Origin of the sequence: Sphingopyxis soli (assembly GCF_018682675.1) — a bacterium.
In the GTDB taxonomy this organism is placed as follows: domain Bacteria; phylum Pseudomonadota; class Alphaproteobacteria; order Sphingomonadales; family Sphingomonadaceae; genus Sphingopyxis; species Sphingopyxis soli.
This window is the reverse complement of record NZ_JAFMTR010000044.1, coordinates 1-14,757: the sequence shown is the minus strand read 5'-3', so window position 1 is coordinate 14,757 and position 14,757 is coordinate 1. Positions and strand designations below refer to the sequence as shown.

Below are 14,757 nucleotides of genomic sequence, written 5' to 3'. Positions count from 1 at the left end.
GATTCTTGTTTTGCCGTGTTTTCCGGGTCGTCAGGTGATTCCACCTGACTTGAAAACACTCTAGGCGTCGCCGCGCGCGATGTCGGCGAGTTCGCGGCCGCGGTCGCGCGCGGCGCGCAGCACATTGGTGAGCAGCGCGGCGAGCTGGCCGTCGCTGTCGAGCACGTCGAGGCCCGCCTGCGTCGTGCCGCCCTTGCTCGCTACCTGCGCGATCAACGCGCCCGGCTTCTCGCCGCTTTCGGCGAGCAGCGCGGTGGCGCCGCCGAAGGTCGCGGTCGCCAGTTTGAGCGCGTCGTCCGGCGACAGGCCGAGACGTTCGCCCGCCGCTGCATAGGATTCGATCAGCCGGAACACGAACGCCGGGCCGCTGCCGGTGAAGGCGGTGACGAGATCCATCGTCATATCGTCGGCAAGCGCGACAATGGTCCCCAGCGGCGCCAGCAACGCATCGACCGCCGCCGCATCAGAGTCGCCGAGGCTGGCCACCGCCGACACGCCGGCGCCGATCCGCGCCGCAAGGTTCGGCAGGATGCGCACCTGCGCCCGCGCATCGGGAAAGCGCTGCGCCAGATCCGCGAGCGAGACGCCCGCGAGGATCGAGAGGAGATGGATGTCGTCCGTGACGATGGGGGCGAGGTCGGCGGCAACCTCGCCGAGCTGCTGCGGCTTCATGCCGAGCATGATCCAGTCGGCGGCGCCGCCCGCCGCCTTCCAGTCCGCGGTCGAGCCGAAGTGGCCAATGCCCGCGCGCGGCTGCGCGAACGGATCGACGATCGCGACCGCCGACGGATCGAGCCCCGCCTGCAGCCAGCGGTCGAGCATCGCGCCCGCCATGTTGCCGCACCCGACCAGCAGCATCCGCCCGGTGAAATTCGCCAAACTCTTCGTCATCTCGTCCTGTTTCTTCTTTGCTTAGCGGCAGCTGCTCTCTGGCCCCGAAAGGAGGTCGAGGCAGCGCCCGTCGATCTTGCCCGCATCGAGCGGCACGCCGATCACCGACGCGAGCGTCGGCAGGATGTCCACCGTCATCACGGCGTTCGGTTGTTCGAATCCGGCGAGCCCCTTGCGCCAGAAGAGGATCGGCACCCGGCGGTCATAGTCCCACACCGATCCGTGCGTTGCGACATAGCCCATGCCCGATTCGGGGATCGGCGTGACGCGCGGCTTCAGCACGACGATGAAATCGCCCGATCGCTGCGCATTGTACGAGGCGCGCAGCTTGTCCATCAGGGTCCACACGTCGGGCGACCGCTTCGAGATCGGATATCTGGCGAGTTCCTCGCCGGTCACGACCGCCTCGACCTGCGGATGCGCGCGATAGCGGGCGAGCAGTTCGGTCATCGCCGCCTTGCGCTGCGCGACGGTGAGCGCCTTCGACAGATACATGTCGCCGAACGGGCCGTCGCTGTAGAGCAGGGGCTGCGGCAGGCCGAGCTTTTCGGCGACCGCCTTGCCCATCGCGTCGGGGTCGAGCGCCTTGTCGACGCGCTCGGCGGCGGGCCAGGCATTCTGGCGGTTGCGTTCGGGCAGGTCGTGGCCGCCATGGTCGGCGGTCAGCGCGACGACATAGTCGATCCCCGTCGCGTCGAGCCGGGCGAAGAAGTCGCCGAGCTCGCGGTCGAGCGCGAGCATCTGGATGCACATCTCGCTGCCTTCGGTTCCGGTGCCGTGGCCGATATAGTCGGTCGCCGACAGGCCGAGGATGAGAAGGTCGGTCGTATCGCCCTCACCCAGCCCCCGCGCCTGACGGAGCGCGGCCCCCGCGGCGAGCACCGCGCCATCGGCCTCGGGCGAGGCCAGGAAGCGGCGGAAGTCGCCGCCGTCGCGCTGGAAGCGGCCGGTGCCGACCGTCGCTCCCCCCTTTCCGCCGGTCTGGTCGCCAATCGGGATCGCGATGTCGCGCGACGCGCAGTCCGCAGGCATCTGCACGCCGGGGCGCGGCTGCGCGATCGCGGCGGCGATCGCGGCGCCCGCCCGCTGCGCGGTCGGCGACAGCTCCGTGCCGCGATAGCTGGTGAGCCCGGTCGGCACGAGCCACATCAGCTCGTCGGCCTTGTGCCCGCCCATCATGATCGCCGCGCGGTCCTTGCCCGCGACCGAGACGACCTGCGCCTTCGGGTTCGCCGCCTTCATCCAGTCGCCTAGCGTCGGGACCAGCAGATGGTTGACCGACGCGGCATATTTGCCGCTGCCCGACGTCGTTCCGGCCACGGTCTCGTCCTCGGCGCAATAGACGCGCTTGTCGTCGCGCGAGACCGACAGGTCGAAATAATTGTTGGCGATGATGCCCGTGTGCGCCGGGTGGTTGCCGGTCAGGATCGTCGAATGGCCGGGGCAGGTCTCGGTCGCGCCGTGCGACTGGTAGCCCGCCGGAAAGACGACCCCCGACGCGAGCCGCGCGAGCCCGCCGGTGAAGTGGCTGCGATATTCGGCGAACAGGTCGGCCGAGAACTGGTCGACCGCAATCACGACCACTAGCTTGGGCGGGGGTGTGGCCGCCGTAACCTTCGCCGGGGGCGCGGGCGAATTCTGCGCGAGCACCGCGCCGGTCGCGGTGATCGAAAGCAGGGCGGCCAGCGTGATCTTCGCGGCGGTGGTGAGCGGTTTCATCTTCACGGGCAGCTTCTCCGATTGGGGGGACGTCAGCGCGGGCTGTCCTCTCGACGAAAGCCGCCTATATGGCAAGCCCGGAACGCAGGACAGCGGCAGGCGGAGTGTGGAGTTGCGGAAGGACGTTTTTATGACAGGTCTGGGACGCGCGCTGCTGGCGTTGCTCGCGCTCGCCATGCTGTCGTTGGCGCCCGCGCGCGCCGAACCGCCGCATATCGCGGCGAAGCTGGTCGCCGAATCGGCGACCGTTTCGCCGGGGGCAACGACCGCGATCGCGCTGACGATGACGCCCGGGAAGGGCTGGCACGGCTATTGGACCAATGGCGGCGACGCGGGCTTCGGCCTGTCGGTCGAATGGAACGCGCCCGAAGGCGTCAGCGTCAGCCCGTTCCGCTATCCGGTGCCCGAACCACTGATCCTTTTCGGCATGATGAACCATGTCTATGAGCATCCCTATGCGCTGCTCGCCGATGTGACGGTGGCCAGGGACATCGCGCCGGGAACCGACCTGACGCTCACGGGCATCGCCAACTGGCTCGCCTGCACCGACAAGGTCTGCGTGCCCGAAAAGGCGGTGATCTCGGTCGCGCTGAAGGCGGGCGACGGCCAGATCGCGCCCGCGACGCGCACGCAATTCGACGCGTGGCGCGCCAGACTGCCGCAACCGCTCGACCGCGCCGGGAAATGGGAGCGCAAGGGCGACCGTGTGCGCTTCGCCATCCCGCTTCCGGCCGGCACCGCGCTCGAGGCGCCGCATCTGTTCCTCGAAACCCAGAATATCGTCGACTACCCCGCAGTGCAGGGCTTCAGCCGCAACGGCGACTGGATCATCGTCGAGACGAGGGCAAAGGGCGACGCGGCCGGACGCGCCGAAGGCCTGCTCAAGCTCGGCGACGGGCGCGGCCTCACGGTGCATTTCGAGCCGGGCGCGGTTCCGGCGAAGGGCGAACCGGTCGCGACCGCTGCAAGCGCCCCCGACATGCGTCTGTTCTGGACCGCGCTCGGCGGCGCGATCCTCGGCGGACTGATCCTGAACCTGATGCCGTGCGTTTTTCCGATCCTCAGCCTCAAGGCGCTCAGCCTGACGCGGTCGGGCGGCGACGCCCGCGCGGCGAAGGTCGAGGCGCTGGCCTATACCGGCGGCGCCGTGCTGACCGCGTTGCTGCTCGGCGGCGCGTTGCTCGCGCTTCGCGCTGCGGGCGAAGAGGTCGGCTGGGCCTTCCAGCTCCAGCATCCGGTCAGCGTCCTCGCGCTGCTGATCCTCGCGATCGCGATCACGATGAACCTGCTCGGCAGCTATGAACTCCCCTCGTTCGGCGGCGGGCAGGCGCTCACCGAAAAGAGCGGCGCGGCGGGCGGCTTCTGGACCGGCGCGCTCGCCGCCTTCGCCGCGACGCCGTGCAGCGGCCCGCTGCTCGGCGCGGCGCTTGGCGCGACCCTGGTGCTGCCCGCCTGGGCGGCGCTGCCGATCTTCGGCGGGCTCGGGTTCGGGCTTGCCTTGCCCTTCCTTGCCATCGGCTTCGTGCCCGCGCTCCGCAACCGGCTGCCCAAACCCGGACCGTGGATGGCAAAGTTCCGCAAATGGATGGCGCTGCCGATGGGGCTGACCGCGCTCGCGCTCGGCTGGCTGCTGTGGCGCCAGATCGGCAGCGGCAGCCTGATCGTCTGGCCGCTCGTCGTCGTCGCGATGACGGTCGTGCTGCTCGCCCACTACGGCTCGATCCAGCGTGGCGACCGGCGCGCGTGGCTGCTCTATGCGGCGGGGCTGCTGTTCGTCGTCAGCCTCGCGGGAACGGTGGGCGATGTGGCGCAGGCCGAACGGCATACCGACGGCGCGGGGGCGACCTTCTCGCCAGCCGCGCTTGCCAACGCGCGCAAGTCGGGCAAACCGGTGTTTGTCTATTTCACCGCCGACTGGTGCCTGTCGTGCAAGGCGAACGAGGCGGGCGCGATCAACCGCGAGGCGGTGCAGGCGGCGTTCGCGGCCAAGGGCGTCGTCACGCTCGTCGGCGACTGGACGACCGGCGACCCCGTCATTACGCGCACCCTCGCCGAACATGGCCGCAACAGCGTCCCGCTCTACCTCTGGTACGCGCCGGGCGCAGCGGAGCCCGAAATCCTGCCGCAGATCCTGACCCCCGGCCTGCTCACCGACAAGGCGGGCGGCTGATGGCGAAGCAGCGCGCCGACCAGCTGCTCGTCGACCGCGGCCTGGCCGAAAGCCGGACGCGCGCGCAGGCGCTGATCCTGGCGGGACTCGCCTTCGTCGGCGACCGCAAGATCGACAAGGCGGGACAGCAGATCGCGGAAGGCGCCGAGATCAGCGTGAAGGGCCGCGACCATCCCTGGGTGTCGCGCGGCGGGATCAAGCTCGACCATGCCCTCTCCCATTTGGGCTGGGACGTCACGGGCGCGGTCGCGATCGATGTCGGATCGTCGACGGGCGGCTTTACCGACGTGCTGCTCAGCCGCGGTGCGGCGCGCGTCTATGCGGTGGATTCGGGCACCAACCAGCTGGCGTGGAAATTGCGGCAGGACGAGCGCGTGATCGTCCTCGAACAGACGAGCGCGCGCATCCTGACCGCCGACCATATTCCCGAGCCCGTCGATCTGATCGTCTGCGATGCCAGCTTCATCGCGCTGTCGAAGGTGCTGCCGGTGCCCATGAGCTTCGCGAAAGACGGCGCACGCCTGGTCGCGCTGATCAAACCGCAGTTCGAGGCGGCGCGGCACGAAGTCGGCAAGAAGGGCGTCGTGCGCGACGCCGCGGTCCACGAACGCGTCTGCGGCGAGGTCCGCGACTGGCTGACCGGCGAAGGCTGGCATGTGCTCGATCTGGTCGAAAGCCCGATCACCGGCCCGGAGGGCAATGTCGAATTCCTGATTGCTGCGATGCGGCGAAGCGCTTGACGACGGAAATAACAGCCGCGACATCTGGTCACCGCAGAATCGCCGACACGTTCAAGGATTCGGGGACCATATCCGCATGACCGAGATTGCTACGCCCGGCCAGTTACGCATGTCCTATTGGCGCTGGGCGATGGTCACCGTGCCGTCGATCGTGCTGGTCGGCAGCCTGATGGGGCTGTTGTCAAACAGCGGCTACAGCAATCGCTGGTTCGCCGCGCTCGATCTGCCGAGCATCGTTCCGCCGGGATGGGTGTTCGGCGTCGCGTGGACGATCCTCTATATCTGCATGGGGCTGGCGCTGGCGATGGTGCTCCATGCGCGCGGTGCGAAGGGGCGCGGCTTTGCACTGCTGCTCTTCTTCGTCCAGCTGATCGCCAATTTCGCCTGGTCGCCGCTGTTCTTCGGCGCGCATCAGGTGACGAACGCGCTCTATCTGATCATCTTCATCCTGATGGTGACGATCGCGACCTTCTTCGCCTTCCTGCCGATCCGCAAGGCGGCGGCTTGGCTGCTCGTGCCCTATATCGCATGGCTCTGTTTCGCGAGCGTGCTGAATTTCCAGATCGACCAGCGCAACCCCGACGCCGAAAACAAGGGGGTTGTCGTCCCCGCCGCGACTACCCAGATAGGATGAAGGGCAAGGGGTTCTCCCCCTGGAAGGAAATGAAATGCAAAGCGAAAACCGGATTTTCGACGATCTGGCCAAGATGATCAACGGCATCGCCGGAACCGTCGCGGGCGCCGGCCGCGAGGCCGAGGCCGCGATGCGCGAGCGCGCGAAGGAATTCGTCGGCCGCATGGACTTCGTCAGCCGCGAGGAGTTCGAGGCGGTGAAGGAAATGGCGGCAAAGGCGCGCGCCGAAGCCGAAGCGCTGAAGGCGCGGCTCGACAAGCTGGAAGGCGCGGCCAAACCCGCTGCGGCCCCGAAAGCTGCTGCCGCGCCAAAGCCGGCCGCCAGATCGGCTCCGCGCAAACCCAAGGCCTGACGCCAGCCCATTTATGCACAGGACAGTCCCCGAAGGCGGCGGGACGCGGACTCGCGTCTTCGCCGCTTTCGGTCTAAGGCCCGCGCATGACCGACGACATTTACGACGACGATGACGGCCAGGAAGCGGCGCCGATCGACATGATCGCTTCCTATTTCGCCGCGCACGACTGGCCGCACGAGATGGTCGGCGAGGACGAGATCGTCGCAACCGCGCAGGGCAGCTGGACGACTTACGAGCTGCGCGCGGTGTGGCGCGCCGAGGATGGGGTGATCCAGCTTCTCGCCTTCCCCGACATTCGCGTTGTCGAGGACAAGCGCGCGGTCGCGCACGAAGCGCTGGCGCTGATCAACGAACAGCTGTGGCTCGGCCATTTCGAGCTCTGGTCGAACAGCGGCACGATCCTGTTCCGCCACGGGATGCTGGTCGGCAGCGACGCGCAGCTGCCGCTCGATCTCGCCGAAACGCTGATCGAAAGCGCGATCGACGAGTGCGAGCGTTTCTACCCCGTGTTCCAGTTCGTGCTGTGGGGCGGCAAGACCCCCGCCGAGGCGCTCGCTGCGTCGCTGATCGAAACCCGCGGCGAGGCGTAAGGCTTCACCTCTTCTCGAAGCGCTTCAGCCCCGGCCCGATCGTGTTGGCGCCGATCGCGAGTGGTTCGCCGCTCCAGTCGGCGACGAACACCGACTGACGGCCGATGCCTTCGGGAATGCTCGCGCGATTGCCCTCGACGACCAGCCCGCGCGACGGGTTCTTGCGCTCTTCGGCCGCGACCGCGATGATTGCCGAATAATTTTCCTTGTCGCGACCCTGCACGAACAGATTGTTCGCAATCCGGCCGGCCGACCCCGACGGCAGGTCGATCATATAGTTGGTCGCGGTTCCCTGCGTATCGTCGAAGCTGTTGTCGACGATCTCGACAGTGGCGGCGCGGGTCTTGAGATAATGGCCACCGCTGCCCTTTTCGAAGCGGGTATGCGTCACCACGACGCGGCCATAGAGGCCGGTATAGACACCGTGCGCGCAGCTGAGCCCGCGGTCGCAGCGGCCGAGCCGCGAGAAGGTCGAGCGGTCGATGGTCAGCGTCGCTTCGCCGTCGTCGCCGGTGAGGATGCCCTCCTCGCTGTTGCGGAACAGGCTGTTCACAACGGCGAGGTCGCTCTGTTCGAGGCGGATGCCCGCGCCATTGCCGTCGGGGACGCGCAGGTTCTGGAAGACGATGCCGTCGACTTTCGCGCCGCGCCCGCGCAGGACGAGCGCCGCCTTGCCCTCGCAGGTCACGCCGTCGAAGATCGCGCGGCCGGGCTCGGCCGCGACGAAGGCGATGCGGCCGGCGGTCTGCACCGCGCAATCGCGGTGATATCCGGGTGCGATCCGGATCGTCCCTTCGCCGTCGCCGATCGCATCGACCGCGTCCTGCAGCCGGCTGAAGCCGCGCCCGTCGACGCTGAACGGCGCGCCGCCGGTTTGCGCGGGGAGCGGCGCCGGCGCGAGCAGCAGCGGCAGGGCGAGCAGCGGCAGCAACGGCCGGCGAAGGAGAGCCATGAACATGCGCGGTCTATAGCGGTTTCCGCCGCGTCCGTCGTGCCCGAAGCTGGTTAATCGCGCGCCTGTCCCGCTATCGGACGGGCGCTTGAGCAAGCCTTAAAGCTGTGCTCCCCCGCGAAGGCGGGGGTCCATCTTCCGCCTTCGCCAATATTGAAATACCCGCAGATGGACCCCCGCCTTCGCGGGGGAACACGCCTTCTGCAGTCAATCCAGATTCGGCCTCAACCAGCGCGTGGCAGTCTCAAGATCGACCCCGCGCCGCGCCGCATAATCCTCGAGCTGGTCGCTGCCGATCCGCGCGACGCCGAAATACTGGCTTTCGGGGTGGCCGAAATAGAAACCGCTGACCGCCGCGGTCGGCAGCATCGCAAAGCTCTCGGTGAGCACCAGCCCGGCATTCTCCTCCGCCGCAAGCAAATCGAACAGGATCGGTTTCAGGCTATGGTCGGGGCAGGCCGGATAGCCCGGCGCCGGCCGGATGCCGCGATATTCCTCCTTGATCAGCGCCTCGTTGGTAAGCTGCTCGCCCGGCGCATAGCCCCACAGCGTCGTGCGGACATGCTGGTGCAGACGCTCGGCAAAGGCCTCGGCGAAGCGGTCGGCGAGCGCCTTCAGCAGGATGTCCGAATAATCGTCCTTGTCGGCGCGGAAGCGGTCCGAATAGGGCTCGATGCCGTGGATGCCGACCGCAAATCCGCCGATCCAGTCGCCCGCGGGGTCGATGAAATCGGCGAGGCACATATTGGCGCGGTCGCGGCTTTTCTTGATCTGCTGGCGCAGGAAGGGCAGCGTCACATGGCGCTCCTCGTCGGCGAGGTGGATCGTCACGCTGTCGCCATCGCGCGCGCACGGCCAGAAGGCGCAGACGCCGCGCGCGGTCAGCCATTTCTCGGCGATGATGCGGTCGAGCATCGCATCGGCATCGGCCTTCAGCGCCACCGCCGTCTCGCCGACCACCTCGTCGTCGAGGATCGACGGCCAGGTGCCGTGCAGTTCCCACGCGCGGAAGAAGGGCGTCCAGTCGATGCATTCGCGCAAATCCTCGAGCGACCAATCGTCGAAGCGGTGCAAACCGGGTTGCAGCGGCGGCGCCGGCTTGTCGCTGAGATAGGCGTCGTAATAGTTGGCGCGCGCTTCCTCGATGCTGAGCAGCACGCTCTGCCCCTTGCCCGCGCGCACGTCGCGGATATGCTCATATTCGGACTTGTAGCCATCGACGAACGCATCGCGCCCGGTGTCGCTCACCAGCGAGGTCGCGACCCCGACCGCGCGGCTCGCGTCGAGAACGTGGATTACCGGCCCCTGATAAGCCGGATCGATCCGCAGCGCCGTATGCACCTTCGACGTCGTCGCGCCGCCGATCAGCAGCGGCATCGTCATGCCCGCGCGCTGCATCTCCTCGGCCACCGTCACCATTTCGTCGAGCGACGGCGTAATCAGGCCCGAAAGCCCGATCATGTCGGCGTCATTCTCGTTCGCCGCCTCCAGTATCTTCGACCAGGGCACCATCACGCCGAGGTCGACGATCTCGAAGCCGTTGCATTGCAGCACGACGCCGACGATATTCTTGCCGATGTCGTGGACGTCGCCCTTGACGGTCGCCATCACGACCTTGCCCTTGCCCTTTGCGCCCGGCTCCTTCGCCGCCTCGATGAAGGGGAGCAGATGCGCGACCGCCTTTTTCATCACGCGCGCCGATTTCACCACCTGCGGCAGGAACATCTTGCCCGATCCGAACAGGTCGCCGACGACGTTCATGCCGTCCATCAGCGGACCCTCGATCACTTCGATCGGGCGGTCCATCGCGAGACGCATCTCCTCGGTGTCGGCGACGATATGGGCGTCGATGCCCTTGACCAGCGCGTGTTCGAGCCGCTTGCGCACCTCCCAGCCGCGCCATTCCTCGGCCGCCTTTTCCTGCGCGGCATCCTTGCCCTTGTAGCGTTCGGCGAGCGCGATCAGGCGCTCGGTCGGGCTTTCGGCCTCGCCCTCGACCTTGCGGTTGAGGATCACATCCTCGCACGCCAGACGCAGCTCGGGGTCGATCGTGTCATAGACGTCGAGCTGGCCTGCGTTGACGATCGCCATGTCGAGCCCGGCGGGGATGGCGTAATAGAGGAAGACGCTGTGCATCGCGCGGCGCACGACCTCGTTGCCGCGGAAGCTGAACGACAGGTTCGACAGACCGCCCGAAAAATGCGCGTGCGGGCAGCGGATGCGGATTTCCTTCACCGCCTCGATGAAATCGACCGCATAATTGTCATGCTCCTCGATCCCGGTCGCGACCGCGAAGATATTGGGGTCGAAGATGATATCCTCGGGCGGGAAGCCGATGCCGGTGAGCAGCTTGTAGGCGCGCTCGCAAATCTCGATCTTGCGCTCTTTGGTATCGGCCTGCCCGACCTCGTCGAACGCCATCACGACGACCGCGGCGCCATAGGCCATGCATTTGCGCGCATGTTCGAGGAAGGGCTCTTCGCCCTCCTTCATGCTGATCGAGTTGACGATCGGCTTTCCCGGCACGCATTTGAGGCCGGCCTCGATCACGCTCCATTTCGAGCTGTCGATCATTACCGGAATGCGCGCGATGTCGGGTTCGGCGGCAATGAGCTTCAGGAAGGTCGTCATCGCATATTCGGCGTCGAGCAGACCCTCGTCCATATTGACGTCGATCACCTGCGCGCCATTCTCGACCTGCTGCCGCGCGACCTCGACCGCCGCAGTATAATCGTCGGCGAGGATCAGCTTCTTGAACGCCGCGGACCCCGTGACGTTGGTGCGCTCGCCGATGTTGACGAAACTGGAGGAGGCGGCTGTGGTTTCGGTCATTTGGTTCTTCTCAAGCCCCTCCCCTTCAGGGGAGGGGTTGGGGTGGGGGCTGTCGAGGTTGCGCAAGGCCGATGGCCCCCACCCCGCTCGACCAAAGGTCCGGCTATCGCCGAACCAAGTCTCGCTGCCCCTCCCCTGAAGGGGAGGGGTAAATTGGTTATGCCGCCATCGTAAATGGCTCCAGTCCCGCCAGTCGCGTCCGCACCGGCACTTCGGGAATCTGCCGCGGCGCCAGTCCTTCGATCGCCTTCGCCATCGCCGCGATATGCGCCGGGGTCGATCCGCAGCAGCCGCCGAGGATGTTGACCTGGCCATGCTCGGCCCACTCGCGGACGAGACCCGCGGTCGTGTCGGGCAGTTCGTCATATTCGCCGAGCTCGTTCGGCAGACCCGCGTTGGGATAGACCATCACCAGCGCATCGGCGAGTTCGGACAGGACCTTCACATGCGGACGCAGCTGCGCCGCGCCGAACGAGCAGTTGAGCCCGATCGTCAGCGGCTTCGCATGGCGCACCGCGTACCAGAAGGCCTCGACCGTATGGCCCGACAGGTTGCGGCCGCTGAGGTCGGTCAGCGTCATCGAGATCATCAGCGGCAGCTCGCGCCCGACCTTCGCCTCTGCCTCCAGCGTGGCCGCAATCCCGGCCTTGGCGTTGAGCGTATCGAAGATCGTCTCGATCAGGATGAAATCCGCCCCGCCCTCGGCGAGCGCGACGACCTGCTCCAGGTAAACGTCCTTCAGCTCGTCGAAATCGATCTCGCGAAAGCCGGGGTTGTTGACGTCGGGCGACAGCGACAGCGTCTTGTTCGTCGGCCCGACCGCGCCCGCAACGAAGCGGCGACGCCCGTCGAGCGCCTCATATTTCTCGGCGGTCGCGCGGCCGAGCCGCGCGCTTTCGTGATTGATGTCGGCGACCAGCGCCTCGGCGCCATAATCGGCCTGGCTGATCCGGTTCGCGCTGAAGGTGTTGGTCGAGACGATGTCCGACCCGGCCGCCAGATAGGATTCGCCGATCGCGGTCACGACGTCGGGGCGCGTCAGCGCGAGGATGTCGTTGTTGCCCTTCTGGTCGTGCGAAAGGCCGAGGTTGCCCGCATAGCACGCCTCGGTCAGCTTCTTGAGCTGGATCTGGGTGCCCCAGCCGCCATCGGTGAGCAGGATGCGTTTCTTCGCCGCCGCCTGCAGCGCTTCGCGTGCCGATGTCATGCCGCCTGATCCTTTGCGTTCGCGACCGGCCGCAGTCCCAGCAAATGGCAGATCGCATAGCTGAGTTCGGCGCGGTTCAGGGTATAGAAGTGGAAATCGCGGACCCCGCCGGCGTAAAGGCGGCGGCACATTTCGGCGGCGATTGTCGCCGCGACGAGCTGGCGCGCGGCGGGATGATCGTCGAGCCCGTCGAACAGCGACACCATCCACGCCGGGATCGCGGTGCCGCACATATCGGCCATGCGCCGCGTCTGCGAGACGTTCGACACCGGCAGGATGCCGGGAATGATCGGCGCGGCGATCCCCGCCGCCGCCGCCGCATCGCGGAAGCGCAGGAAGGCGTCAGGCGAGAAGAAGAACTGCGTGATCGCCCGCGTCGCGCCCGCGTCGAGCTTGCGCTTCAGATTGTCGAGGTCGGCCTCGGCGCACGAGGCATCGGGATGCACCTCGGGATAGGCGGCGACCGAAATGTCGAACGGCGCCACCGCCTTCAGTCCCGCGACCAGTTCGATCGCATTGGCATAGCCATCCGGGTGCGCGCGATAGGGCTCGCCGCCGGGCACATCGCCGCGCAGCGCGACGATATGGCGCACCCCCGCCTCCCAATAGGCCCGCGCGACCTCGTCGATCTCGGCGCGCGAGGCTTCGACGCAGGTCAGGTGCGCCGCCGGCGGGACCGCGCTTTCGGCCGCGATGCGGGCGACGGTGGCGTGCGTGCGCTCGCGCGTCGATCCGCCGGCGCCATAGGTCACCGAGACGAAGCTGGGCGCCAGCGGTTCGAGCGTGCGGAACGTGTCCCACAGCTGCGCCTCCATCTTCTCGGTCTTCGGCGGGAAGAATTCGAAACTGACGCCGATGTCGCCATCCAGATTGGCGAACAACGGCGAGGCGGCCGCGCGGCGCGCCTCCGCCAGCGAGTTGAGGTTCGAGGTCATGCGGCCAGCCTTTTATTTTGCCCGCCCTCGGCGACGGGAGGTTGATCTTCGTCGCTGCGCCGGCGGCCCAGCCACAGCTTGACGGCCAGGTCGCCGCCTTCCAGCGTCTGGGTGGTTTCGAGCAGCAGCCCCGCCGAGGCGAACCAGCCGCGGATCTGCGCGTCGGAAAAGCCGAGGCGCGCGTGGGCGCCGAGCGTGCGCAGCTCCTCATCCTCGTGCGGCGCGAAATCGACGATCAGCAGGTGCCCGCCGCCGCGTAGCACGCGCGCCGCCTCGGCGATCACGCGGTCGGGTTCGTGCGCGAAATGGAGCGCCTGATGGATGACGATGCTGTCGGTGCTGGCGTCGGCAAGCGGCAGGTGCAGGAAATCCCCCTGAACCAGGTCTATCGGCAGCGGCTGGCCCGACAGTTTCGTGCGCGCGATGCGGAGCATTTCGGGGCTGCGGTCGAGCGCGGTGATCCGGCGCGCAGTCGGCGCGAAAATCTCCGCCATCCGGCCCGTTCCCGTACCGATGTCGAGCAGATGGCCGAGCCGGCGATTGTGCATCATCGCAAGCATCGCGGCCTCGACCTCGCTCTCGGCGACATGGCGCGACCGGATCGCATCCCATTCGGCGGCATGTTCGGCGAAATAACGCTCGGCGGCCGCCGCACGCTCTTCGCGCACCGCGGCGAGGCGGCGCGCATCGTGCGCGATCACCAGCGCCTCGCGCGCCGAAAAAGGCCAGCCGCCCGCCTGCGCGATGATATCGGCGACGGGTCCCTTTTCGACGACCCGCAGGAACACCCAGCTCCCCTCGCGCCGCCGCTCGACAATCCCCGCCTCGGCGAGGATGCGGACGTGGCGCGACACGCGCGGCTGGCTCTGGTCGAGCACCGCGGCCAGCTCGCCGATCGCCAACTCCATCTCGCGCAGCAGCGCGACGACCCGCAGGCGCGTGGGGTCCGCAAGGGCGCGAAAAATGTCGAGCAGCTCGGTCATATATTCACATATAAAGCTTTCTTTATATCCGGTCAACCGGCCCGCAAGCCGCGATTTCCGCCGCTGGCGAATCGGCAGGCCCGAAATTACGACAAATGGCGGGCATCCTTGCAAAAAGGCCATTGCACGCCATTTGGCGAGGCGGTAATTCTGCCCGCGATTGGCAAGTTCACGGGATCGATTGGTTCCCATGCCGGTCGATCCGTTCAAACCGAGAGGGGTATTCCCATATGAAGAAATCGATCACTCTGTCGCTCGTTCTGGCCGCCTCGATGGGCCTCGCCGCTTGCGGTGAAAAGGCTGCCGACGACGCCGCCACCACCGAAACCCCGGCGACCGAAACCGTCGAAGGCGCTGCCGACGGCGCGATGCAGGCTGCCGAAGGCGCTGCCGACGCGGCTGCGACCGCCGGCGACGCCGCCAAGGAAGCGACCGACGCCGCCGCCGCCGGCGACGCTGCCAAGGCTGCCGACAAGGCGACCGAAGCCGCCGACGCTGCGAAGGAAGCGACCGACGCCGCCAAGGGCGCGATGGAAGAAGCCAAGAAGTAAGCTTCTTTCCGGCCCTTGCGGCCGAAAGGATCGAGGGGTCGTCGGCACACGCTGGCGGCCCCTTTTCTTTTGGCGACCATGTCGAATGCAAATTCGGCCGAGGATGACGGCTTGGGGGTGGATTCCAGCCTTTCCATTCTCGTCATGCTGAACTTGTTTCAGCATCCATGGCCGGGCCTTGCATCCGGCGCCGCGCCG

General features: G+C 67.2%; 13 protein-coding genes. 6 read left to right on the top strand and 7 right to left on the bottom strand.

Features of this window, described 5'->3' with window-relative positions; genetic code table 11:
* Positions 1 to 60: 60 nt before the first annotated feature.
* Entirely contained in the window at positions 61 to 891 is an 831-nt protein-coding gene (gene proC, locus J1N50_RS06700; RefSeq protein ID WP_215351503.1) for a pyrroline-5-carboxylate reductase, read from the bottom strand.
* A gap of 21 nt (positions 892 to 912) precedes the next feature.
* The gene (locus J1N50_RS06695; RefSeq protein WP_215351506.1) at positions 913 to 2,610 is read right to left on the bottom strand and encodes an alkaline phosphatase family protein; all 1,698 of its coding nucleotides are present in this window, start codon (positions 2,608 to 2,610) and stop codon (positions 913 to 915) included.
* Between the two features lie 130 nt (positions 2,611 to 2,740).
* Here J1N50_RS06695 and J1N50_RS06690 point away from each other — a divergent pair, with 130 nt between their 5' ends.
* The 5 genes from J1N50_RS06690 (at position 2,741) to J1N50_RS06670 (ending at position 7,099) form a co-directional block, all read left to right on the top strand.
* The gene (locus J1N50_RS06690; RefSeq protein ID WP_215351500.1) at positions 2,741 to 4,780 is read left to right on the top strand and encodes a protein-disulfide reductase DsbD family protein; all 2,040 of its coding nucleotides are present in this window, start codon (positions 2,741 to 2,743) and stop codon (positions 4,778 to 4,780) included.
* Complete coding sequence (locus J1N50_RS06685; protein ID WP_215351498.1) at positions 4,780 to 5,520, top strand: TlyA family RNA methyltransferase; 741 nt, start codon at positions 4,780 to 4,782, stop codon at positions 5,518 to 5,520. The genes J1N50_RS06690 and J1N50_RS06685 overlap by 1 nt, the downstream gene beginning before the upstream one ends.
* 76 nt (positions 5,521 to 5,596) lie before the next feature.
* On the top strand, positions 5,597 to 6,154 hold the full coding sequence (locus tag J1N50_RS06680) for a TspO/MBR family protein (protein WP_215351494.1): 558 nt from the start codon (positions 5,597 to 5,599) through the stop codon (positions 6,152 to 6,154).
* Between the two features lie 34 nt (positions 6,155 to 6,188).
* Entirely contained in the window at positions 6,189 to 6,506 is a 318-nt protein-coding gene (locus J1N50_RS06675; protein ID WP_215351491.1) for an accessory factor UbiK family protein, read from the top strand.
* A gap of 86 nt (positions 6,507 to 6,592) precedes the next feature.
* Positions 6,593 to 7,099: a type III secretion system chaperone family protein gene (locus J1N50_RS06670; RefSeq protein ID WP_215351488.1), complete on the top strand. Its 507-nt coding sequence runs from the start codon at positions 6,593 to 6,595 to the stop codon at positions 7,097 to 7,099.
* A 4-nt stretch (positions 7,100 to 7,103) separates the two neighbouring features.
* On the opposite strand, the gene J1N50_RS06665 is transcribed toward J1N50_RS06670, so the two are convergent.
* The 5 genes from J1N50_RS06665 to J1N50_RS06645 form a co-directional block, all read right to left on the bottom strand.
* Positions 7,104 to 8,057, bottom strand: coding sequence for a right-handed parallel beta-helix repeat-containing protein (locus J1N50_RS06665; protein WP_215351485.1), 954 nt, complete (start codon positions 8,055 to 8,057; stop codon positions 7,104 to 7,106).
* 201 nt (positions 8,058 to 8,258) lie between these two features.
* Complete coding sequence (metH, locus tag J1N50_RS06660) at positions 8,259 to 10,883, bottom strand: methionine synthase (RefSeq protein ID WP_215351482.1); 2,625 nt, start codon at positions 10,881 to 10,883, stop codon at positions 8,259 to 8,261.
* 157 nt (positions 10,884 to 11,040) lie between these two features.
* Positions 11,041 to 12,090 carry a homocysteine S-methyltransferase family protein gene (locus tag J1N50_RS06655; protein ID WP_215351480.1) on the bottom strand — a complete coding sequence of 350 codons (1,050 nt, stop codon included), beginning with the start codon at positions 12,088 to 12,090 and terminating at the stop codon, positions 11,041 to 11,043.
* Entirely contained in the window at positions 12,087 to 13,025 is a 939-nt protein-coding gene (metF, locus tag J1N50_RS06650) for a methylenetetrahydrofolate reductase (protein WP_215351477.1), read from the bottom strand. Before metF ends, J1N50_RS06655 begins: the two co-directional genes overlap by 4 nt.
* A complete protein-coding gene (locus tag J1N50_RS06645) occupies positions 13,022 to 14,008 on the bottom strand; it encodes an ArsR/SmtB family transcription factor (RefSeq protein ID WP_215351473.1) in 987 nt (328 codons plus the stop codon). The genes metF and J1N50_RS06645 overlap by 4 nt, the downstream gene beginning before the upstream one ends.
* Positions 14,009 to 14,238: 230 nt before the next feature.
* Between J1N50_RS06645 and J1N50_RS06640 the strand changes: the two genes are divergently transcribed.
* Positions 14,239 to 14,559 carry a hypothetical protein gene (locus J1N50_RS06640; protein ID WP_215351470.1) on the top strand — a complete coding sequence of 107 codons (321 nt, stop codon included), beginning with the start codon at positions 14,239 to 14,241 and terminating at the stop codon, positions 14,557 to 14,559.
* The last annotated feature ends 198 nt before the right edge of the window (positions 14,560 to 14,757 follow it).

Coding starts and splice junctions, on each gene's coding strand:
- J1N50_RS06670 (WP_215351488.1), top strand. CDS start 6,593: ATGACCGACGACATTTACGACGACGATGACGGCCAGGAAGCGGCGCCG.
- J1N50_RS06690 (WP_215351500.1), top strand. CDS start 2,741: ATGACAGGTCTGGGACGCGCGCTGCTGGCGTTGCTCGCGCTCGCCATG.
- proC (WP_215351503.1), bottom strand. CDS start 891: ATGACGAAGAGTTTGGCGAATTTCACCGGGCGGATGCTGCTGGTCGGG.
- J1N50_RS06680 (WP_215351494.1), top strand. CDS start 5,597: ATGACCGAGATTGCTACGCCCGGCCAGTTACGCATGTCCTATTGGCGC.
- J1N50_RS06640 (WP_215351470.1), top strand. CDS start 14,239: ATGAAGAAATCGATCACTCTGTCGCTCGTTCTGGCCGCCTCGATGGGC.
- J1N50_RS06685 (WP_215351498.1), top strand. CDS start 4,780: ATGGCGAAGCAGCGCGCCGACCAGCTGCTCGTCGACCGCGGCCTGGCC.
- J1N50_RS06675 (WP_215351491.1), top strand. CDS start 6,189: ATGCAAAGCGAAAACCGGATTTTCGACGATCTGGCCAAGATGATCAAC.
- metH (WP_215351482.1), bottom strand. CDS start 10,883: ATGACCGAAACCACAGCCGCCTCCTCCAGTTTCGTCAACATCGGCGAG.
- J1N50_RS06695 (WP_215351506.1), bottom strand. CDS start 2,610: ATGAAACCGCTCACCACCGCCGCGAAGATCACGCTGGCCGCCCTGCTT.
- J1N50_RS06665 (WP_215351485.1), bottom strand. CDS start 8,057: ATGTTCATGGCTCTCCTTCGCCGGCCGTTGCTGCCGCTGCTCGCCCTG.
- metF (WP_215351477.1), bottom strand. CDS start 13,025: ATGACCTCGAACCTCAACTCGCTGGCGGAGGCGCGCCGCGCGGCCGCC.
- J1N50_RS06645 (WP_215351473.1), bottom strand. CDS start 14,008: ATGACCGAGCTGCTCGACATTTTTCGCGCCCTTGCGGACCCCACGCGC.
- J1N50_RS06655 (WP_215351480.1), bottom strand. CDS start 12,090: ATGACATCGGCACGCGAAGCGCTGCAGGCGGCGGCGAAGAAACGCATC.